This window comes from Anaeromassilibacillus sp. SJQ-1, assembly GCF_046693725.1.
In the GTDB taxonomy this organism is placed as follows: Bacteria; Bacillota; Clostridia; order Oscillospirales; family Acutalibacteraceae; genus Anaeromassilibacillus.
Window position 1 is genome coordinate 154,297 of record NZ_JBKEIV010000009.1, and the last position, 20,954, is coordinate 175,250.

Sequence of the window (20,954 nt, forward strand, 5' to 3'; positions counted from 1 at the left end):
ACTTAGCAGCCTATGATTTGTAAAAGGTACTAAAGTATTTCTTACGTGACACCCCCTTGACAAACCATACGCTAATAAGTTTCTAGCAATCAAGCAGAAATGAAACACTATGTTGTTTCACAGTATAGAAAAAGGTACTCTATTTCAAGTACCATTCTCCCATATCTTTACATAGGGCTCTTTCATTTGTTGTAATTTCGTCGTAAATTTTTTGCTTTTTTCTTTAGTTGCTTTGCTAATAAGCGCTCTATTCGCGCAGATATTCTTGATTTTTTTACCGTTTTTATATCGAAAAACGCCCTGAATCGGGGGCCTTCGTCCGGATTCAGAGCGTCTTTTTGGTTTTGCACAGGCATCTTTGCAAAAACGGAAACGGCTTTTCTATTGTAGAATACGCCCCTGGATTTCCTTCACCCGGCTCTATACGAAATAGTTTTCTCCTCCACAATCCTTCTTCTGAGAGAGAACTCCATCCCGGTTCATCAAACCGAAAAACTTAGTCTACAAATACAGCGCCCTTGGAGCCAGAGGTCACAAGGCTTGCATAACGCTTAATATAACCCGTCAAATGCTGTTCCGGCGCCTTCCAGGCCGCACGGCGTTTTGCCAGTTCTTCCTCGCTCACACGAACATTCAGCTGACGGCCTGTGATGTCCACATCGATGATATCTCCATCCTGAATCAGTGCGATATTGCCGCCTGCGGCTGCTTCGGGGAAACATGGCCAATCGCTGCACCGCGCGTTGCACCGGAGAAACGGCCATCGGTAATCAGCGCTACGCTCGATCCCAGGCCCATTCCGGTCAGTGCGGAGGTCGGCGTCAACATCTCCCGCATACCGGGGCCGCCCTTCGGTCCCTCATAGCGGATAACCACCACATCGCCCTCTTTGATCTTACCGCTCAAGATCGCCTCAGAGGCATCTTCCTCGCAATCAAAGCAACGGGCCGGACCCACATGCTGCATCATCTCGGGTGCAACAGCCCCCTGCTTCACCACCGAGCCCTCCGGGCAGATATTGCCTTTGAGCACCGCGATACCGCCGTCCGCACGGAACGGATTCTCCATCTTGCGAATGATCTCGCCATCCGCATCCGGCGCAGCTTCTACACGGTCGCGCACAGTACCGTAGACGGTTTGCAAATCCAGATGGATCAGGCCCTTGCGGGAGAGTTCTTTCATCACAGCGGGAATTCCTCCAACCTGGTTCAGGTCCGTGATAAATACCTGGCTAGCTGGGTTCAGCTTACAGATCTGCGGCGTCGTACGGCCCAATTCATCGATCTTGTCAATATCCAGCGGGACCCCCGCCTCATGGGCAATCGCCGTCAGATGCAGCACCGAGTTCGTAGAGCAGCCCAATGCCATCTCTCCGCGCAGCGCATTTTCAAAAGCCTGTGAAGTCAAGATGTCGCGCGGACGCAGGTCTTGTTCCAAAAGTTTCATCACTTGCATTCCAGCTCGCTTCGCAAGGGCAATGCGCTCGGAATAAACGGCCGGGATACTGCCGTTGCCGGGCAGCGCCATTCCGATTGCTTCAGTCAGGCAGTTCATCGAGTTCGCCGTGTACATTCCAGAGCAGGAACCGCAGGTCGGACAAGCCGATTTCTCCAATGCCAAAAGCTCGTCCGCATCGATCTTTCCGGAGGCATAACTGCCCACTGCTTCGAACATCTCCGATAGGCCAAACTTGGTGCCGTTATGCTCGCCGGGAAGCATGGGGCCGCCGCTCACAAAGATGCTCGGCAGGTTCATGCGGCAGGCAGCCAGCATCATGCCGGGAACAATCTTGTCGCAATTGGGAATAAAGACTGCTGCATCCAACGGATGCGCCGTCAACATCACTTCAATGGAATCTGCAATCAGTTCACGAGAACAAAGGGAATACTTCATCCCCTTGTGGTTCATGGAGAGGCCGTCGCATACACCGATGGTCTCAAACTGAAATGGGACGCCGCCTGCGTTGCGAATCCCCGCTTTTACTGCCTCAGAAATGTCCTTTAAGTGCCGGTGTCCCGGTATGTAATCGCTGGCAGCACTGACAACCGCCACAAAAGGGCGCTTCATTTCATCATCGGTTAGGCCCAATGCGCGCAGAAGGGAACGGTGTGGCGCACGGGTAGAGCCTTCTTTCATCAGATCGCTTCTCATGATGACCTCTCCTTTTTGATTAAAATTGCGCGCGGATTCCCCGCCAAAGGGAACCCGCGCTTCGTAAACTCCAAATTTTTCGTCTTAGTCGCGCGGCTTCATCGTGGGGAACAGCAGAACGTCGCGGATGGATGCTGCATTGGTCAACAACATCACCAGACGGTCCACACCAATTCCCAACCCGCCCGTGGGCGGCAGGCCATACTCCAACGCGGTCAGGAAATCCTCATCCACGTCGCATGCCTCTTCGTCGCCCGCTGCCTTCAGGGCAGCCTGCGCCTCAAAGCGCTGCCTTTGATCGATCGGGTCGTTCAGCTCAGAGAACGCATTTGCATGCTCACGTCCAACGATAAACAGCTCAAAGCGCTCGGTATAGGCCGGATTTCCCGGCATCTTCTTCGCCAGAGGAGAAATCTCCACCGGATGATTCATCAGGAAGGTGGGCTGAATGAGCTTCTCTTCACAGTACTCGTCAAAGAACAGGTTGAGAATGTCGCCCTTCTTATAGCGCTCTTCATACGGGATGTGACGTTCCTTTGCCAAAGCCTTTGCCTCTTCATCGGTGGCAATGGCATCGAAGTCAACACCTGCATACTTTTTCACTGCATCCACCATAGAGATGCGTTCAAATGGTTTACCGAGGTCAATTTCTACGTCGCCATAGGTGATAACGGTTGTACCCAACACCTTTTGAGCGACTGTCCGAATCAGCTCTTCGGTAATATCCATCATGCCATTGTAATCGGTGTACGCCTGATAGAGCTCTAGCATGGTAAATTCCGGGTTGTGGCGGGTATCCATACCCTCGTTGCGGAAACAGCGGCCCAGTTCGTACACCTTATCAAAGCCGCCCACGATCAATCGCTTAAGGTACAACTCCAGTGCAATGCGCAGATACATATCCATATCCAACGTATTGTGATGCGTGATAAACGGCCTCGCAGAAGCACCGCCCGCGATGGTGTGCAACACAGGGGTCTCTACCTCCAAGAAGCCCTTTTCGTTGAGAAAGTTTCGGATCTCTGTGACAATCTGGGAACGGCGCACAAAAGTATCCTTGACCTCCGGATTGACGATCAGGTCCACATAGCGTTGACGATACCGCAGATCGGTATCCTTGAGGCCGTGGAATTTTTCCGGCAGCGGCAGTAGGGATTTGCTGAGCAGCTTGATCTCCTTTGCATGGACCGAGATCTCTCCCCGCCTTGTTTTAAAAACAAAGCCGCCAACGCTGATGATGTCCCCCAAGTCCCAGCTGGCCTTCATCTCCTTGTAGGACTCTTCGCCGACCTCGTCAATCTTGACATACACCTGCATGCGGCCTGTCTTGTCATGTACATCCAAGAAGCTGGCTTTTCCCATATCGCGCCAGCTCATCAGGCGCCCTGCAATACATACATCCTGATTTTCCAGTGTCTCAAACTGGTCGCGAATCTCCTGCGCATAATGGTCACGCGGGCAGGTCGTAATCGCAAATGGATCTTTCCCTGCCTCCTGCAGCTTCGCGAGCTTATCCCTCCGGATCTGCAAAAGTTCGTTCAATTCCTGTTCCGCCTGCACAGCCTGCGGCTGTTCATTCTTATTTTCACTCATGTTCAGCTCTCCCTACTATTTTACCCGGCATATCCGGGCTTCCTGATATTGCACAATCATAAAGCAAAAAGCGGCTGGGACGCGCTTCACCGCTGTCCACACGCCGCTTCCTTCTTATTTGGAGATGGCCAGTACCTCGTATTCCATCACCCCTGCCGGGACCTCCACTTCGATTATGTCGCCAATACTATGGCCCAGCAGCGCCTTGCCAACGGCAGATTCATCGGAGATGTTGCCGGAAAGCGGGTCCGCCTCGTTGGAACCGACAATTTTATAATTGTAAATGTCCGTCTTGCCTGTGCGCGGGTTATTGACGCGCACCTCCACCTTTGAACCAATGTGAATATTCTCGTTGCTAAGCTCGCTTTCATCAATCACTTTCACATTTTTCAATGTGACCTCAATGTCTGCGATGCGTGCTTCCATAATGGCCTGTTCGTTTTTTGCCTCATCGTATTCGCTGTTCTCGGACAGGTCGCCGAAGGACAGGGCCACTTTAATTTTTTCCGCAATCTCTTTTCGTTTGACACTTTTGAGCTCTTCCAGCTCCTGCTCCAGCTTTTCCAGGCCTTCCTGGGTCAAGATCACCTGTTTTCCTGCCATATCACTCTTACCACCTTTTATGATCGTCGCACCCGCGGTGCAGCATTTTGAAAAATGCGTACATTTCTTTTAATTATAATGAAACCGCCGCCCCATGTCAACACTTGCTGAAGCAGACAAAGGGAAACGGTTGTCGATTCCTGGCAAAAATGAAATTTCTTTTCACAAAATATGTTTCAGATAAAAGGATACGCTTTTGCATACATACTCCGCCTCTGTGGATATTCCAATTTTCAAGCAACCATCCCCCTATGTTGGACGCGCTGCTTCTCAATAGAAGTGTTTTTTCACCCGCTTTGCAATGTGTTCGACGTCCGGATAGATATACGCTTCATCGATCCCAATATATTGCAGTTCCATCAAGAGCTTCCGTTTCTTTTTAGCTGGTATTAATATACTGGCAAAATTGAACCAAATATCCTTCAACTCCAACGGCTCAATGTCGTCCTCCAGGACAAACCGGCTGGCAACCGCGCGATCAAACTTCTGTGAAAAAGATTCCCCTTCCTCCCAGTTGCTCTTGGCCCGATAAAAATCGGCCAACCTTTCAAACGACATCTTGTCCACAACAAAGCACGGGCTCGAACCAAACGATAGAGTAGGCGCTTGTATCTGCTCTTTGTAAATTTCTTCTAGATCTTCGCTCAAATGGGCCAAGTTCTTTTCCCCTTTCCCTCCATAGTGGTAATACTTTATATCCGCCGTATCCCGAATATAATTGTGAAAAAGTAAAAATACTGACTTCTGCGCTTCCATCCTTCGGTCCAAATAAATCGGTTTCACAAAGAGCGGCGAGGTATCATGCAAGTCTGTATATACCTTAAAGAGATAATCACTGACGGAAAGATTGGACTTTTCCAACCAACCATCCAGAGGCATGTTTAATAAATATGGGATGAGGAAAAGAGAGGATATACATTCTACAATAGGCTCATCAAAATGGCTCAACCAGCTTCGGGTAAAGACAACGCGCCCCTGCTTTGAGGGATGTTCTGCACAGACAAAATACAACGCTACCAATGGGTTCTGCGTAAAGTCTAATAGGCGCGTAGGGATTCCAAAGTGTTGCATTTTGGACAGCTTTTCAAAGTTATGGTTCGTATTGCTGAATAAGTCCGGCATTTCTGAAAGAAAACTGACCGCCAAGTCATGTTCCAAAGCATACGTCTTCCGATTCTTGCCCGAGTTCCTCAAAATGGAAGGCAACAGCCACCATTGGCTGTCCGCCATCCCTCGATATAATAAATCCCCTCCAGGATTTTTTGAAAACGAAAAGGAAAGAGTCTCCACCAATTGAATATAATCACTCAAAGACTCTATTTTAAAGGTTGTATGGTCATAGTACCGATCGGTGGAGGCCACTGAAAAAGATTTTAAACTACCCTTTTTTATGATACTGTCCAAGTCAAATTCCAACATGATAAACACTCCTCTGCCAATCGCTGCCTTCTATACCGATATTATGACATCAAACGTCCAACCGGGCAATAGGCGCCCGGTACTCCGCGGGAATTTTTTGTAAAAATGCGCCTTATTCGCTTACGCCCTACAGAACGCCGGGTGTACTTGACTTGCATTGGCAGATGTGCGCTGCTAAGGACGCCGTTTAACGATACTATTTCCGGCCAGATCCCCCAAAAGCTCGAATGCAAACGTGTCAGATTCTCACACCGATGTTTTCCCGCGAAAAGTATCCGCCGTTCAATCGTCTTTGTCAGAAAGAGTCTGGACGCAATTTGCGTCCAGACTCTTTCTGACAAAGACGATTAAAACCGGTCTTCTCCCGATCATAAAAAAACCGCCCTCTGGGCGGTTGGAAACGGAGGAACAGCTGCGTAAGCGCGCCCCGGCTTGGAAAGGGCTGTTAAAATGGAATTTCAAGGTTTTTACTATCTAAGTTTCACAAAGATTTTATAAATTCTAGTACCTTTTTAAAGAGCCGCACTGTAATCGATTGGAGAATCGCCCAGGCCTATTTTTGATAAAAACATCCGCACATCTAAAGTTCTTCAGAATCTTTACTGCGTAAATTTGGGTGCAGTTACATTGTTGCCGGCAAAGGCGTTAGGACCCGGATTTGAGAGAGAGAAATACATCTTCGCCGCCTTGGTAGTGCCAAAGTCCTGGTTAGAACCACTCTCTTGCACTTCATTAAAGGCGTCCCGGAACATCTGGTTGTGTGCCTCCTCACGGTTCAGAAGAAAGTCGATGGTTTCTCTGACTTTTTTGTCCTCGATTTGGCGATACAGATATTCATACACTACTTTGGCTCGCTGCTCCGAAGCAATATTGCTGAGAAGATCTGCACAGAGATCGCCGGTGACGGTGACATAATCCGCTGTCCAAGAGTAGCCTGATGCATTGATCAACCCAGGATTTAGCCCCAGCAAGACATGGGTTTCAATCTCGCCAGCCTGAACTTTGTCTGCTTCCACATCGTGCCCGTTGAGCAAATGGATCGTTTGGGCTACCATCTCCATATGGCTTAGCTCCTCGGCCGCAATATCCATGAATAAGTCCTTGATTTTGGGGTCTTTAATACGGAAACTTTGAGACATATACTGCATAGCAGCCTTCAATTCCCCGTTACCACCGCCGAGCTGCTCTTGCAGCAGAGCTGCATACTGCGGGTTGGGACGTTCTATCTCTACAGGATGAAACAATTGCTTTTCGTGCTTAAACAAACACACCACCCCTTTCATTTCGTTATGAGTAGAGTCTCCTTAAAGCTATAAAATTATTCATAAAATGCTATCTGATTCTGTTTACCCAAGCCACCATAAAAAACGGGAGATACGTGGATTATGCCTTTGCGAAACACCATAAAATCAAACATATACTTCTCATTATGACTGCTTCCGGTAAAGCTATCATTCTAGTAAATATCCACCGGCGTAGCCGGTGGCTTCACAGAAGCGGGTGTAACCCGCTGTTACTGGCAGCCATTGCAATGGCATGGTACGGTCTGACACTTGCAAAAGTTTGTTACTTGCTACCCTTGAAAGGGTCTTCGTACTCTCTGAAAGTCAACTGATCCTGAAGTTTGTCTTCTTCAAGTTGATTTTGGATATACTCTGCGATCTTTTTGGTATTTTTACCTACTGTGTCTACGTAGTAACCTCGGCGCCAAAAAGATCGGTTGCCGTGCTTGTATTTCAGATTTGCATGCCTCTCATGTATGATCAGACTGCTTTTTCCTTTGAGAAATCCCATGAAACTTGATACACTCATCTTGGGTGGTATCTCTACCAGCATGTGGATATGATCAAGGCACACTTCTGCTTCTATAATCGTTACGCCTTTCCATCCGCATAATTCTCACAAGATTTTCCCGATTTCCGCCCGCTTTTCTCTATATAATACTTTTCGCCGGTACTTTGGTGCAAACACAATATGATATTTACAGTTCCAACTACTATGTGCTAAACTCTTATTGTCGTTCATTTTGAACGTCCTCCTTTTGGTGTCTCTTGCAGTTGCCAGACCGCAAGCTCATTCTACACCAAAAGGAGTTTTTTTGTCTCACTCATCGCTAAAGCTTTTTTCGCTCCACCGACACTGTCGGTGGTTGTTCTCACAAAATAAAAAGGAACCTGTTTTTGATTGCAATCAAAAACAGGTTCCTTTGCTGGGTTTACGTTACAAAAAAGCACCCGTCGTAAACGCGAACGCAAAGCTGTAATAAAGCAAACCCCGAACACGACTTGCGCGTTGAGGTTCTCGACTGGTCGGAGTGGAATGATAGGCCTTGGAAAAATCCAGTAAAACCAGGAGTTTATTGCCGGTAGATTAAGATGCTTTTCACCCAAGATAGCTTATTGTTTCTCTCCATAGGGACGTAAGCCGGATAGATGAACCGTTGGATAGTCATCGTTAATTTTTTTCGTTCCATATAAGTCTGCACGCATCGCCTTAATTAAGTTAGTAAGTATTTTATCGTGTTCCTCACTGCTTATTGGCTGCGCTGATTCCTTTATTGCGTCGTGAAACTGCATCAAAATACGGACGACCTCCGCACTGCCTACGAGTATCAGACGATTCTGAGCATCATCAAGTTCTCCGTCTTCACCTTTCATAAGCACATTATTACTAATCGCTTTTACATAATTTGTATAGTACTCTTCTTTGAGCTTACGCTCTTCAAATTTCAATTGACTTCTTTTCGTGAGATAATTTGTAATAACAGCAGTAAGTATCGCAACTAATGCGCCGACAATAGCAACCATAATTTCTGTATTCATTATGTCCCATCTCCTCATAACATAACCCCAGATAATGTTTGTACTATATCCTGTCCAACAAATCCTATCACTCAATTTTGTTTTGTAATAAACTATAGGACTTTGCCTTATTCGTTGTCCTGTAAACCCGCATATATCTGGGCATAGCAAAAGACCGCCGACAAAAGTCGACGGTCTCCTTACAGTGGTCCGAGTGACAGGAGTTGAACCTGCGGCCTCTTGAACCCCATTCAAGCGCGCTACCAAAACTGCGCTACACCCGGATTTATAACATTATTTATCATAGCATATATCCCATTAAAAAGCAAGAGTGAACTTGCGCATTTTGGATATTCTTAAGAATTTCAGGCGGTTTTCATCGCACAACTAAGTCTCTTCTCTGAGGTCCCGTTGGGAGGATCAACCGCCTCACATCGCAACATCCACGCCTTTTTCGGAACAAGTTCCCGAAACCATAGTAGTGACAGGGATACCCTGCAATTGGGTGGGGGCTGTCATTTGATATATCCCCATTACAAATAAACAAACGGATATTAGTAATAGGGATAACTGTGATCAAACGGCAGCTTTAAAATGGCGGATGATCCCTCTGCTAATTGACTAATGAATATTTTTAATAGGGACGTCGCCGCAAAAGGTAGGGTAACCCTACGAATACTCTCTTTGGTTTTCATTACTTTAATGGAGCCCCCGAAGCGTCGGTAAAGCTCCCACAAGCGATCATAATCAGGTCCACCAACCAACCGATTCCAAATACACCGCCGGTCAACAGATAGACGATACCGCTTCCAATCTTCCCCACATAAAACCGATGGACGCCCAGTCCACCCAGAAAAATGCACAGCAACAACGCCACCCATCTGCTTGACGCAGAGATCACTTCCACATAAGGGGGAACGTTTAGCGGAGCATCATACGGAGGCGGAGGTGAATTCCACTGTGACCCCTGATACGCATACGGAGGCGGCGCACTCTGTGGTCCCGGCGGGGGGCTATTCTGTTCGTAAGATGCCTGCTGTGGGGCGGTCTCCAAAGGCGCGCCACATTCCTTGCAAAAATGGGCTTCTATTGGATTATCAAACCCACATCTTGCACATTTCATATTTAAAACTCCTCACATCCAATCGATCATTATATTCATCATACCATGCTGTGTGAAAGTATGTCAATCAAACAAAACCAAGCAACTCTTTCCAGTTCAGCTGCTATCAAGTTCCTCGCTTATTTTTTTACGAGTCTATCCAATCCATATGTCCATGAGATACAAAGTTCTGCGATTCTCCTAAAACATCTCCCTTTGCCCCACACAAAACAAAAGGAGCGTCCCGGTTTCCCGAAACGCTCCCAAACCCCTGTGCAGGGTATCTATCTTATTTCTTGAGGTTTGCCTTGAGGGTATCCAGCTGATCGCGGAGTTCCTTCGGCAGCTTGTCGCCAAACTTCTTATAGAACTCTTCGATGCCCTCTGCCTCCTTGGACCACTGGTCGTTGTTGACTTCCAGGATGCTCTTGAGGGTGTCGATGCTGAAATCCAGTCCCTCCAGATTGATGTCCTCTGCATACGGTACATAGCCGATCGCCGTCTCCTGTGCGTCCACTTCACCCTCGCAGCGCTTGATGATCCACTCGAGAACACGGAGGTTGTCACCAAAGCCCGGCCAAATGAAGTTGCCGTTCTCGTCGAGACGGAACCAGTTGACGTTGAAGATCTTCGGAGCCTTGTCGCCCAGCTTCTGGCCCATTTCAATCCAGTGCTTGAAGTAGTCGCCCATATGATAACCGCAGAACGGCAGCATCGCCATCGGGTCACGACGCACAACGCCGACCGCACCGGTCGCAGCAGCGGTTGTCTCGGAAGCCATGATGGAACCAACAAACACGCCGTTGTTCCAATCGCGGGACTGATACACCAGCGGAGTGGTCTGTGCACGGCGGCCGCCAAACACGATCGCGGAGATCGGCACACCAGCGCCATTCTCAAACTCAGAGCTAATGCACGGGCAATTCTTTGCAGGTGCAGTAAAGCGGCTGTTCGGATGCGCGCCCTTCTCGGTAGAGGTCTTTCCGTTCCACGGCTCGCCCTTCCAGTTCTCTGCATGCTCCGGCGGATTCTTATCCAGGCCTTCCCACCAGACCGTGTTGTCGTCGAGGTTATGCACAACGTTGGTGAAGATGGTCCCCTGACGGGTGGTATGCAGCGCGTTCGGGTTGGACTTTTCGTTGGTGCCCGGCGCTACGCCGAAGAAGCCATTCTCCGGGTTGATCGCCCACAGGCGGCCATCCGGACCAATGCGCATCCAAGCAATGTCGTCGCCAACCGTCCAAACCTTGTAGCCCTTTGCTCTGTAGCCCTCCGGCGGAATCAGCATGGCCAGGTTGGTCTTGCCGCATGCGGACGGGAAAGCAGCGGTGATATATTTTACTTCGCCCTTCGGGTTCTCGAGACCCAGAATCAGCATATGCTCTGCCATCCAGCCCTCGGTCTTGCCCTGATAGGAAGCAATACGCAGTGCAAAGCACTTTTTGCCCAAGAGCACGTTCCCGCCGTAACCGGAATTCACGGAGATAATGGTATTGTCCTCCGGGAAGTGGCAAATATAGCGCTTCTCCTCATCGATGTTGCACTTGCAGTGCAAGCCGCGCACCCAGTCGTTGCTGTCGCCGAGAACTTCCCAAACCTTCTCACCTACGCGGGTCATGATGCTCATGTTCATGACAACATAGATGGAGTCGGTCAACTCTACGCCGATCTTTGCAAACGGAGAGCCGATCGGGCCCATGGAATACGGGATCACGTACATTGTGCGGCCCTTATAGCTGTCCTTCGCAATGTCGAACAGCATCTTATAAGCAGCCTGCGGCTCCATCCAGTTGTTGGTGGGGCCTGCGTCTTCTTCCTTGCGGGAGCAGATATACGTTCTGCCTTCTACACGAGCTACGTCGTTCACGGCGGTACGATGCAGATAGCAGCCCGGCAACTTTTCCTCGTTGAGCTTAATCATCTCACCCGTGGAGCAAGCCTCCGCGCGCAGCTGGTTGAGCTGTTCCTCAGAGCCGTCAATCCACATAACCTTGTCCGGATTGACAAGCTTTTTCATGTTTTCAATCCAATTCAAGACGGATTCATTTTTTGTCATAAATGTTCTCCTTCCGGCCCAATGGCCATATTACGTTACTGATTAAAGTATAGTACATCGTTTGAAAAATATCAATTAAAAATTTGTGAATACATGGCCTTTTTTGAAAATTCCTGCAAGTTTCCTAGGAATCCCCTTCATCTTCTTGGGTTCTGTTGGGCTTGCGGCCCCTGAATCGGCATTTCTGCGCAAGCATTCAGGTCCAATCCGGCGGTATGCCCCGCCAAATACTCATAGTATCCCTGCGCTCCCACCATGGCCGCATTGTCGCCGCAGAGGTTCAACGCCGGTTTATACAAATTCCAGCCAGACCGGCTGCACTCCTCTTCCAGCCGGCGGCGCAAGAGAGAGTTGGCCGAAACGCCTCCGGCGATCACCAGTTTTTTCGCGCCGCTCTCCTGCGCCGCCTTTACAAAGTTTTGCACCAGACAGTCCACTACCGCTTTACGGAACGAAGCCGCAAGATCCGGGATCGGCAGTTCCTCTCCTTTCTGCTTCGCATTGTGAATCAGGTTGATCACCGCCGTCTTCAGGCCGGAAAAACTGAAATCATAGGGTGCACCGTCCACTTTTGGATGGGGAAGCCGGAATGCTTCCGGGTTTCCCTCCTCCGCAATCCGATCCATCTCTACGCCCCCGGGATACGGCATTCCCATCGCGCGCGCCGCTTTGTCAAAGGCTTCGCCCGCTGCATCGTCTCGGGTACGCCCAATGACACGCAAATCCGTGTATCCCTTTACTTCGACTATGTGCGTGTGTCCCCCAGACACCACCAAACATAAGAAAGGCGGCTCCAGTTCCGGCGATGTGATGTAGTTGGCGGCGATATGCGAGCGAAGATGATGAACCGGGATCAACGGCTTCTTTGCCGAAAGCGACAGCCCCTTTGCAAAGTTGACCCCCACCAGGAGGGCCCCGATCAATCCGGGGCATAGGTCACTGCGATTGCATCGACCTCTTCGAGCGTCACCCCTGCGTCGTCCAGCGCCTTTTGCGTAACCGGAACCACCGCCTCGGAATGCCGGCGCGAGGCAATTTCCGGCACCACGCCCCCGTATAATTTATGTTCCTCTACCTGCGAGGCTATCACCGACGAAAGGACATGCCTTCCGTCCTCCACGACCGCTGCTGCAGTCTCATCGCAAGAGCTCTCCAATGCCAAAATTCTCATATACTTCCCCCTTTATTGAACTCCCATCGCCTGCCGGGTCAAAAGCAACGCATCTTCATGGTTATTCTCATAAAAGTTTTTGCGCACACCGGCCTTGGCAAACCCTAATTTTTCGTATAAAGCAATTGCGGGTGTATTGGACATCCGTACCTCCAGAGTGATAAACTCCCCACGGTGTTCCTCCATCCACGCAATCATCCGCTTTACCAACTGTTCTCCAATTCCCTGGCGGCGGGCGGATGGCCGCACTGCAACCAAATCCACATAACATTCTCCACAGACGGCGTGCATCCCGGCAAATCCCAGGCAATAGCCTTCTTCTCTCCGCCACCCAAAAGTGCGCGGTATCACAGGAAAGTTCCGCCGCCAGCCCTTCCCGGCTCCACGGCATTGCGAAACAGAGCTGGCTGATCTCCGCCAATTCGTCCAGGTGGCGCTCTTCCATTGATACAATTTGAATCGTACTCATGCAGTCACCCCCGCGGGACGCTGCACCGGACTGTTGGAGAGCAGGTCCCAGAGGTGCTTTGCAAGCAAAATCAGGTTGATGAACACTGCAACCGCCAGAAGCTGCTGTGGATAATATGCCAGCCCGAAGAGATAATTGGCGGTAGCACAGGCGGACGCCCCGCACATAATCGCCGCTGTATAGACCTTCCTCGGGAAATAAAATGCAAAGATCACACTGACAATGTCCGCCAGAAAATAATACCGTTCGTGCATGTGCGGCAGGATAAATGGCAGTAAAATTGCAAACAGCAGCCCCATTGTCACAAGAATCTCCGGTGTGATCACATACGGCTTTCGATACAACACATAGAGCAACATCAATACCACTCCGCCTGCAAAAATAACGCCGGCCTTTCCGAGCGGCTCAGAAGCGACATTCCCCAAAAAAGCATACAGGTTTGGAATGGACATACACAGGCTCGTGTAAAGCTTTGATTGGGATACATACACGGTCAGCAGATCCCAAAGATTCCTCCCCATAATTGCAGCTGGTATAATTGACAAAATATATACACCAGGGATAATCAGTAAGCTGTGAAATTTGACTTTTCTCTTCAAGAACAGCAGCAGCAAGAGCGGTGCAAAAAAGATCGCCTGTAGCTTTAATACAAACGAGATGGCAAACGCCAACACCGCACGGTTCGGGCGATCGATGAGAAAGTAATACAGGCACGCCACCAGCGCGCTGGTGAACATTGCATCGCACTGCGCCCATGCTGCGGAATTCAGCACCACTGTGGGCAAGAAGAGGACCACAGCGTAAGCCATCATCCCATGGGGCCTCCCAGGATACCGAAGCCATACAATCCGCATTACATAATAAGCCAAGACGAAATCGGCTGCACAGGATACCAATTTTATCAGATAGAGATCCTGCCACGGCAAATAGGTCAAGAGCGCTAAAATATAAAAGTAAGGCGGCATATAATCGCCAATATTCATCCCAATCGCCGCCAGGCCGCCATTTTCTTTCAATGCTGGCAAACCATCCCTGTAAAAACTGATGATAATCGTTTGATTCAATGGGAAAGAGATAGAACCGTGTCAGCAGTGCGGCAGCTGAAATCAAAAAAAGAAATAGCACATCTTCCCACTGGATTTCATTCCGTGTATGTGTTGCAGCGTTCAAGCGCACCCGCTCCCTTCGATCTGGATTCAAGGATTTCGCTGATAAACTAAGAAGTGGAATTCGATCTGTGTATCCAGCTGCTGCGTCTGGCGCAGATGTTCGCTTCCTCCGCTCCTGTCTTCCAATAGTATGGGGTCATAGCAAACAGGTTTTGAATCGTTTGATAATCCACGATGGTGATTTCTTTGTGACAACCGTCCTCTGTAAAAATGCAAATCCCGCATATTCTGTATCCTTATATGTATTCTCATACGGATGCTCATACAGAATTTCCTTGAGGCCATAGAGATGCTTCTCCCCGGGACCGCTAAAATCAGATGACCACCCGGTTTTATCACGCGTGCCAATTCCCCTGGAACGATTGGCGCAAACACGTTCACTACCAAATCAGCGCCTGCTTCTGCAAAAGGAATTCCGAAGCTGCTACCACCGCAAAACGCAATCCCCGGTATTTCTTTGCCGCAGCCCGTACCGCACATTTCGATATATCAAATCCAAATACCCGCGCGTATTCTCCAAGCGCTTCTGCCAGGCGTCCCGTATAATATCCTTCGCCACAACCCGCATCTAGCACGACAGGCGATTCGAAAGGTTCTGTGTACTGCAAAGCCAACCGGTTTAGTTCCTCGCTGAAAGGCTGATACAGTCCAGTCTCCAGAAAAGCGCGCCGGGCAGAAACCATCTGTTTGTTGTCCCCAGGGTCTTTGCAAATGCTTCTTTATTGGGCGCCAGAAGATAAACATATCCCTCTTTTGCCAAATCGTAACTGTGACCCTTTGGACAGGAATAGGTCCTTTCCCCTCTCTGTAACAAATCCCCGCATACAGGACAGATGAACAATTTCCTGCACCCTCCTCGCCTTGTGATTTTTTCTGACGGCTCGGCGCCGGCTGGGCGGCCAAGCGCCCAGCCTAGTCATCCCAGTTTGGCGTCGTACCAGGATTTACCGGTTCCCGCATCTGCAAGCAGCGGAACCGCCAGTTCCGCTGCACCGCGCATTTCTTCTGTCAGGAGCGCAGCCGCCTTCTCCGCCTCCTCTTCGGGTGCTTCTACAATCAATTCGTCGTGTACCTGCAAGATCAGCCGGGACTTCATCCCCTCTTTTTTCAGCCGGTCCTCCACACGAATCATGGCAATCTTAATGATATCCGCTGCGGTCCCTTGGATGGGCATATTCCGTGCGACGCGCTCGCCAAACGCGCGCATATTGAAATTGGAAGAGGCCAGCTCCGGCAAATAACGCCTACGTCCGAACATGGTCTCAACGTATCCCTGATCTTTGGCTTGTTCTACGATGCGCTTCATATAGTCGTCTACGCCGCTGTAATGTGCTAAGTAGTCATGAATGTACTGCTCTGCCTCCTTTCGCGTGACGCCAATATTCTTGGCCAAAGAAAACGCTCCAATGCCATACACGATGCCGAAGTTGACCGCCTTTGCACGGCTTCGCATCATTGGCGTAACCATCTGCTCCGGCATATGAAACACCTGCGCTGCGGTGATGCGATGAATATCGTCGTTGTTGAGAAACGCCTGAATCATATTGGAGTCATTTGCCACATGTGCCAACACACGCAGTTCAATCTGCGAATAGTCCGCATCCACCAGCACACATCCCTCTTTTGCTACAAAGAACCGGCGCATTTCGCGCCCCAACTCTGTGCGCACGGGGATGTTTTGTAAGTTGGGCTCGGTAGAACTGATTCGACCTGTGCGCGTCTCTGTCTGATTAAAGTTGGAATGGATTCTTCCATCACCCGCAATCACCTTAGACAGACCATCACAGTAGGTGGACTTCAGCTTTGTCAAGCTACGGTAGTTTAAAATCATCTCAACCGCGGGATGCTCATAGCGCAGATTTTCCAAAATCTCCGCTTTTGTGGAATACCCCGTCTTCGTCTTTTTTCCGTGGGGAAGACCAAGCTTCTCAAACAGAGCATCGCCCAGCTGTCTCGGGCTATTGATATTAAACGCATAACCCACCGATTGATAGATTTCCCCTTGAATGCGGTCAATCTCGGTTTGAAGCGTCTCCCCAAACGCCTCGATGCCCTTTGCATCCACCAAAAAACCAATCGATTCCATATGGGCCAGAACCCGAGCCAACGGCAGCTCAATGGTCTCCAACAGCTCTGTCTGATGATTCCGGGCGATCTGTTCTGCCAGTTTGTCCACTAATTCGGGGAATACCGTCGCCTGTGCGCGGAACAGCGCTTCGGTCTGCCGGCGCTTTCCCTCTACATCCCCGCGTTTGAGGGGTTCCTGTTCCGGTAGTTCCAACGGTAGGTTGTATTCCTGTGCCAATCGCGTCACGTCATACGCTGAAGCCGACGGGTTCAAGAGATAGGCAGCCAACATGGTGTCAAAGGCGCCGCCCGGGATCTCTTCCCCTCCTAATGCTGCATACAGGGGCTTAATATCATGGGTGTTGATTCGGACCGCCGGCAGCGCACAGACCTTGCGCAGAAAATCCGTTCCCTCAAGCTCATATACCCGCATCCCACAACAGAGATATACACGATATACCGCGCCATTCTCATACCAGACGAGACAATCTGCGCGCCCCGATGCACGGAGTTCGTCCAAAAGGGTGTCAGGCGCTCCCACTATGAGTTCATGAACGGGTTTCTCCACATGTTCTTCCTGTGTGACCGCCGGAAGGTTCAATCCCAACTTTTCGATCAAAGAGAACATCTCCAGTTTTACCAATAGGCGCGCTGCAGCTTCCCGGTCGCCCTCCGTTGGGATATAATCCGATAGTTCCGTATCGATCGGCGCATCCGTGCGGATGGTTCCCAAATGGCGGCTCAAATAGGCGTTTTCTTTATCCCGAATTAACTTCTGGCGCATGCCCTCCTTGATTTCCAGCGTGTCGATATTCGCATAGATTTGATCGAGGTCGTGATATTTTTGGATCAATTCCCCTGCACCTTTGGGGCCAATGCCTGCAACCCCGGGGATATTGTCCGAACTGTCCCCCTGAATGGCCTTGATGTCGATCAGTTGCGGAGGGGTTACTCCGTAGTCCTCCATAATCTTTGCCTCGTCATAGAGGGTCACTTGCGGTTGCCCCATCTTCGTCGCCGCCAGCCGCACGGTCACCTGTCTGTTGACGAGTTGCAGGCTATCGCGGTCCCCTGTCGCAATCACACAGGTATCCCCAGTCTCCGTACATTTTGCCGCCAGTGTTCCCAGGATGTCGTCCGCCTCAAATCCTTCACACTCTACCAGCCTGTACCCCAACAGACACAGCAGTTCTTTCAGGTTGGGCAGCTGTTGCGCCAATTCCTCCGGCATTCCCTTGCGCTGTGCCTTGTAGCCGGCATATTCTTTGTGCCGGAATGTCGGGGCGCGCATATCAAAGGCAATCGCCACGGCATCCGGCTCGGTTTCATTCTTTAACTTTTGCAGCATAGTCATAAAGCCATAAATGCCATTGGTATACAGGCCGTCCTTCGTGCTTAACAGTCGAATTCCATAAAAAGCACGGTTCAGGATACTGTTGCCGTCCAATACAAGCAGTTTCATGATTTCTCTCCCGTCTAATCAGTCAATTGTTTTATTATATCACTTTTCGCATGGGAATTTAAGTGTTATAATAACTTCTATCCAATTCTTGCGCGATTGCGCACAATCTTGCGGTAGAATCTGCTCTGTTGAGCCCCTGAGCAAGAGAAAGGCCAACAATCCTGCGGCCGATCTGCCAACCGGAAATGTATTCGGAATGCATGCAGCAGGCAGGAACACCCTTTGACAATCCTCCTTATTTACTCTTTGACAAAGGGAATTTGGTCAACGTATTTTGAACCATTTTTTCCAAAAGGAGGCTCAATTCGGCTCTTTCCTCCATCGTCAATCCGTCTGTAAGCAGCTCCATACACAGATCCCCCTGTTGAATCAGCGTTGGATAAACATCCCAAGCTTTTTTTGTAGGGAAGAGGTTAAACGCTCGTTTATCTTTTGCATTTTGTTCCCTGGTGATGTATCCGGCTGCAATCAGCTTCGCAATCGCCTTGGCAACTACACTTTTTTCATACGAAAGCCGTTTGACCATCTCGTTCTGGGAGATACCGCTGTTTTTACAGGTTTCTATGATGATCGAAACATGCGAGGAATTCAGCCCCAATGGAGCGGCATGTTCGCTCCTCCAGGCATTAATCTTTCGATAGAGCATCAAAATAGCAGCAATATCTTTATCCGGCAGCAGCATACAATCACCTTTTCTGTTTGAAATGTGTTTCGATTATAGCGAAAAGCCGTGGCAAAAGCAACTATTTATTGACAAACGACCTTTCTAAGCTATAATAAAAAGTGTCATTTGCCACTATCTACATGTGTATTCGTCGAAGTGGCTTGACTCTTTCTGTGAGTGGCCCAAATGCTTAGCCACCCGATTCCACAATAGGTAACAGCGCTGTCGTACAGATTCTGCCCTAAAACCGTGCATACGTACGGATAAATCCAAAAGAAACACGGAGTATTCTATGATGAAAATTGGTAATGTGAATCTACAGGGCCGTGCCGTATTGGCCCCCATGGCCGGCGTGACCGATCGGGCTTTCCGTGAAGTCTGTGCAGGCTTTGGCGCCTCCTATGTAGTAAGCGAGATGGTCAGTTCCAAGGGACTACAATACAACGACAAGCACACGAGCCGGCTGATGGAATTGGGCGACGCAGAGCGCCCGGTTGGGATTCAGCTTTTTGGGGATGATCCCGCTGTGCTGGCTTTCGCTGCCAAAAAAGCAATGGCGTATCACCCGGATGTCATCGACATCAATATGGGTTGTCCGGTGCCAAAAGTCGCTGGAAATGGTTCTGGAAGCGCGTTGATGAAGAATCCCGCTCTTTGTGGCGAGATTGTTGCCGCCGTCAAAGAGGCGGTATCCGCGCCCGTAACGGTGAAGATTCGCAAAGGATGGGACCGCCATTCGGTCAATGCTGTGGAGGTGGCAAAAATCTGCGAAGCCGCGGGTGCGGATGCAATTGCTGTGCATGGGCGGACGCGCGATCAGATGTATGAACCATCCGCAGATTGGGACATTATCCGGCAGGTCAAAGAGGCTGTACAGGTTCCTGTAATGGGTAATGGCGATGTGACCAACGCGCAGGAGGCCGCCCGGATGTTGCAAGAAACGGGCTGTGACCTGGTGATGGTAGGCCGTGGCGCCTTGGGAAATCCCTGGATTTTTCAGCAGATCAACGCCTATCTGACCAATTCATGCTGTATCATCCCGGGGCCGGGGCTCTTCGAGCGCCTGACCGTCATGGTAAAGCATATGGAACGGATGTGCCAATATAAGGGCGAAGCCTCTGCGATGCGTGAAGCGCGCAAGCATGTCGGCTGGTATCTCAAGGGCATGCGCGGCGCGGCAGAATTCCGGCGCCGGGCGGGAACCCTGGAGACACGCGAGGATTTGAAAGAACTTGTGAAATGTGTTCTTGAAGCCAATCTGGTAGATGGGGAGGTATCCAAATGAGGAGACGGCCGAGCCGTACCACACGCCGCGTATCATCCTGGTTGGTTGTCGCGGCCATTCTGATTTTTGCTTCGATCAGTGGAATCCGCCTGCATTTAAACGATTCGATTTCGGATGTGGTAGACACAGGGGTCATTCCGGACGGAGCTACGTCCATCTATTATATCGATGTCGGGCAGGGGGACTGCGAGCTAATCCGTACGCCGGATGACCAAACGATTTTGATCGACGCAGGCACAAATGCAACCGGAGATGCGCTTGTCCATTATCTGGAAAAGCTTGGTGTCACACAGATTGACACCCTGATCGCTACCCATCCGCATGAGGATCACATTGGCGGTATGGATGAAGTAATCCATGCGTTTCCCATAGGTGAAATCTATCTGCCAAAGATTGCAGATAGCCAGACGCCGACCACACGGACATATGAACGCCTCCTGGAAGCCATTGACGATCGGGGGCTTTCCATTACGCCGGGCCATGGGGGGATGACCATACTGGATGAAAATGGCATCAAGCTGGAATTTCTCGCACCCAATTCTGATTCCTATGCCGAGTTAAACAGCTATTCCATTGTGGCAAAGTTGACCTGTGGGCAGAAAAGTTTTCTTTTCACCGGCGATGCAGAGGCAGACAGCGAGGATGAAATGCTTGAAGCCGGTTATTCCCTTCGCAGCGATGTTCTCAAATGCGGCCACCACGGAAGCTCTACGTCCACCAGTTCTGCCTTTTTACAAGCTGTCCAGCCAACTTATGCGGTGATTTCTTGTGGTGTGGACAATGACTATGGCCATCCACACCGGGAAACACTGGATAAGCTCGAAAAAGCCAATGTCGAAATTTACCGCACCGACGAGCAGGACACAATTCTGGCTGTATGCGATGGTACAAACATCACCTTCGAAACCGGCCTTGGGTCCCTTGTCAAGTAAAGGAGCACAG

15 protein-coding genes, 1 tRNA gene and 3 pseudogenes are annotated in these 20,954 nt (G+C 49.9%); 2 read left to right on the forward strand and 17 right to left on the reverse strand.

What is annotated here, in order from left to right; genetic code table 11:
• Positions 1–496: 496 nt before the first annotated feature.
• From ilvD to ACGCCZ_RS02580, 17 genes and pseudogenes are all read right to left on the reverse strand, one after another.
• Positions 497–2,151 (reverse strand): annotated as a pseudogene (ilvD, locus tag ACGCCZ_RS02500) (dihydroxy-acid dehydratase).
• An 84-nt stretch (positions 2,152–2,235) separates the two neighbouring features.
• A complete protein-coding gene (lysS, locus tag ACGCCZ_RS02505) occupies positions 2,236–3,744 on the reverse strand; it encodes a lysine--tRNA ligase (protein WP_411655199.1) in 1,509 nt (502 codons plus the stop codon).
• A gap of 114 nt (positions 3,745–3,858) precedes the next feature.
• Positions 3,859–4,347, reverse strand: a complete 489-nt coding sequence (gene greA, locus ACGCCZ_RS02510; RefSeq protein ID WP_085534049.1) for a transcription elongation factor GreA — start codon at positions 4,345–4,347, stop codon at positions 3,859–3,861.
• Between the two features lie 270 nt (positions 4,348–4,617).
• Complete coding sequence (locus ACGCCZ_RS02515) at positions 4,618–5,766, reverse strand: FRG domain-containing protein (protein ID WP_411655200.1); 1,149 nt, start codon at positions 5,764–5,766, stop codon at positions 4,618–4,620.
• Positions 5,767–6,365: 599 nt separating this feature from the next.
• Positions 6,366–7,031 carry a manganese catalase family protein gene (locus ACGCCZ_RS02520; RefSeq protein ID WP_054323299.1) on the reverse strand — a complete coding sequence of 222 codons (666 nt, stop codon included), beginning with the start codon at positions 7,029–7,031 and terminating at the stop codon, positions 6,366–6,368.
• Positions 7,032–7,332: 301 nt separating this feature from the next.
• Positions 7,333–7,791: pseudogene (gene tnpA, locus ACGCCZ_RS02525) on the reverse strand (IS200/IS605 family transposase).
• A 371-nt stretch (positions 7,792–8,162) separates the two neighbouring features.
• Positions 8,163–8,588: a hypothetical protein gene (locus ACGCCZ_RS02530; protein WP_411655201.1), complete on the reverse strand. Its 426-nt coding sequence runs from the start codon at positions 8,586–8,588 to the stop codon at positions 8,163–8,165.
• 185 nt (positions 8,589–8,773) lie between these two features.
• Positions 8,774–8,851, reverse strand: a tRNA-Pro gene (locus tag ACGCCZ_RS02535).
• Positions 8,852–9,261: 410 nt separating this feature from the next.
• On the reverse strand, positions 9,262–9,690 hold the full coding sequence (locus ACGCCZ_RS02540; RefSeq protein WP_082402072.1) for a TM2 domain-containing protein: 429 nt from the start codon (positions 9,688–9,690) through the stop codon (positions 9,262–9,264).
• 268 nt (positions 9,691–9,958) lie between these two features.
• Positions 9,959–11,725, reverse strand: a complete 1,767-nt coding sequence (locus ACGCCZ_RS02545; RefSeq protein ID WP_054323241.1) for a phosphoenolpyruvate carboxykinase (GTP) — start codon at positions 11,723–11,725, stop codon at positions 9,959–9,961.
• Between the two features lie 137 nt (positions 11,726–11,862).
• Positions 11,863–12,896: pseudogene (gene tsaD, locus ACGCCZ_RS02550) on the reverse strand (tRNA (adenosine(37)-N6)-threonylcarbamoyltransferase complex transferase subunit TsaD).
• 12 nt (positions 12,897–12,908) lie between these two features.
• Entirely contained in the window at positions 12,909–13,349 is a 441-nt protein-coding gene (rimI, locus tag ACGCCZ_RS02555; RefSeq protein WP_411655202.1) for a ribosomal protein S18-alanine N-acetyltransferase, read from the reverse strand.
• A 12-nt stretch (positions 13,350–13,361) separates the two neighbouring features.
• Complete coding sequence (locus ACGCCZ_RS02560) at positions 13,362–14,429, reverse strand: DUF2029 domain-containing protein (RefSeq protein WP_411655203.1); 1,068 nt, start codon at positions 14,427–14,429, stop codon at positions 13,362–13,364.
• A gap of 485 nt (positions 14,430–14,914) precedes the next feature.
• The gene (locus tag ACGCCZ_RS02565) at positions 14,915–15,217 is read right to left on the reverse strand and encodes a methyltransferase domain-containing protein (RefSeq protein ID WP_411655204.1); all 303 of its coding nucleotides are present in this window, start codon (positions 15,215–15,217) and stop codon (positions 14,915–14,917) included.
• Positions 15,154–15,375: a putative RNA methyltransferase gene (locus tag ACGCCZ_RS02570; protein ID WP_411655205.1), complete on the reverse strand. Its 222-nt coding sequence runs from the start codon at positions 15,373–15,375 to the stop codon at positions 15,154–15,156. The genes ACGCCZ_RS02565 and ACGCCZ_RS02570 overlap by 64 nt, the downstream gene beginning before the upstream one ends.
• Before the next feature lie 75 nt (positions 15,376–15,450).
• On the reverse strand, positions 15,451–18,063 hold the full coding sequence (polA, locus tag ACGCCZ_RS02575) for a DNA polymerase I (protein WP_411655206.1): 2,613 nt from the start codon (positions 18,061–18,063) through the stop codon (positions 15,451–15,453).
• A 235-nt stretch (positions 18,064–18,298) separates the two neighbouring features.
• Positions 18,299–18,745, reverse strand: a complete 447-nt coding sequence (locus tag ACGCCZ_RS02580) for a MarR family winged helix-turn-helix transcriptional regulator (RefSeq protein ID WP_411655207.1) — start codon at positions 18,743–18,745, stop codon at positions 18,299–18,301.
• Between the two features lie 277 nt (positions 18,746–19,022).
• Here ACGCCZ_RS02580 and dusB point away from each other — a divergent pair, with 277 nt between their 5' ends.
• Positions 19,023–20,012: a tRNA dihydrouridine synthase DusB gene (gene dusB, locus ACGCCZ_RS02585; RefSeq protein ID WP_054323248.1), complete on the forward strand. Its 990-nt coding sequence runs from the start codon at positions 19,023–19,025 to the stop codon at positions 20,010–20,012.
• Positions 20,009–20,944 (forward strand): ComEC/Rec2 family competence protein, encoded by a 936-nt coding sequence (locus tag ACGCCZ_RS02590; RefSeq protein WP_411655208.1) that lies wholly within the window; start codon positions 20,009–20,011, stop codon positions 20,942–20,944. Before dusB ends, ACGCCZ_RS02590 begins: the two co-directional genes overlap by 4 nt.
• The last annotated feature ends 10 nt before the right edge of the window (positions 20,945–20,954 follow it).

Coding starts and splice junctions, on each gene's coding strand:
- lysS (WP_411655199.1), bottom strand. CDS start 3,744: ATGAGTGAAAATAAGAATGAACAGCCGCAGGCTGTGCAGGCGGAACAG.
- greA (WP_085534049.1), bottom strand. CDS start 4,347: ATGGCAGGAAAACAGGTGATCTTGACCCAGGAAGGCCTGGAAAAGCTG.
- ACGCCZ_RS02515 (WP_411655200.1), bottom strand. CDS start 5,766: ATGTTGGAATTTGACTTGGACAGTATCATAAAAAAGGGTAGTTTAAAA.
- ACGCCZ_RS02530 (WP_411655201.1), bottom strand. CDS start 8,588: ATGAATACAGAAATTATGGTTGCTATTGTCGGCGCATTAGTTGCGATA.
- ACGCCZ_RS02540 (WP_082402072.1), bottom strand. CDS start 9,690: ATGAAATGTGCAAGATGTGGGTTTGATAATCCAATAGAAGCCCATTTT.
- ACGCCZ_RS02545 (WP_054323241.1), bottom strand. CDS start 11,725: ATGACAAAAAATGAATCCGTCTTGAATTGGATTGAAAACATGAAAAAG.
- ACGCCZ_RS02565 (WP_411655204.1), bottom strand. CDS start 15,217: ATGGTTTCTGCCCGGCGCGCTTTTCTGGAGACTGGACTGTATCAGCCT.
- polA (WP_411655206.1), bottom strand. CDS start 18,063: ATGAAACTGCTTGTATTGGACGGCAACAGTATCCTGAACCGTGCTTTT.
- ACGCCZ_RS02580 (WP_411655207.1), bottom strand. CDS start 18,745: ATGCTGCTGCCGGATAAAGATATTGCTGCTATTTTGATGCTCTATCGA.
- dusB (WP_054323248.1), top strand. CDS start 19,023: ATGAAAATTGGTAATGTGAATCTACAGGGCCGTGCCGTATTGGCCCCC.
- ACGCCZ_RS02590 (WP_411655208.1), top strand. CDS start 20,009: ATGAGGAGACGGCCGAGCCGTACCACACGCCGCGTATCATCCTGGTTG.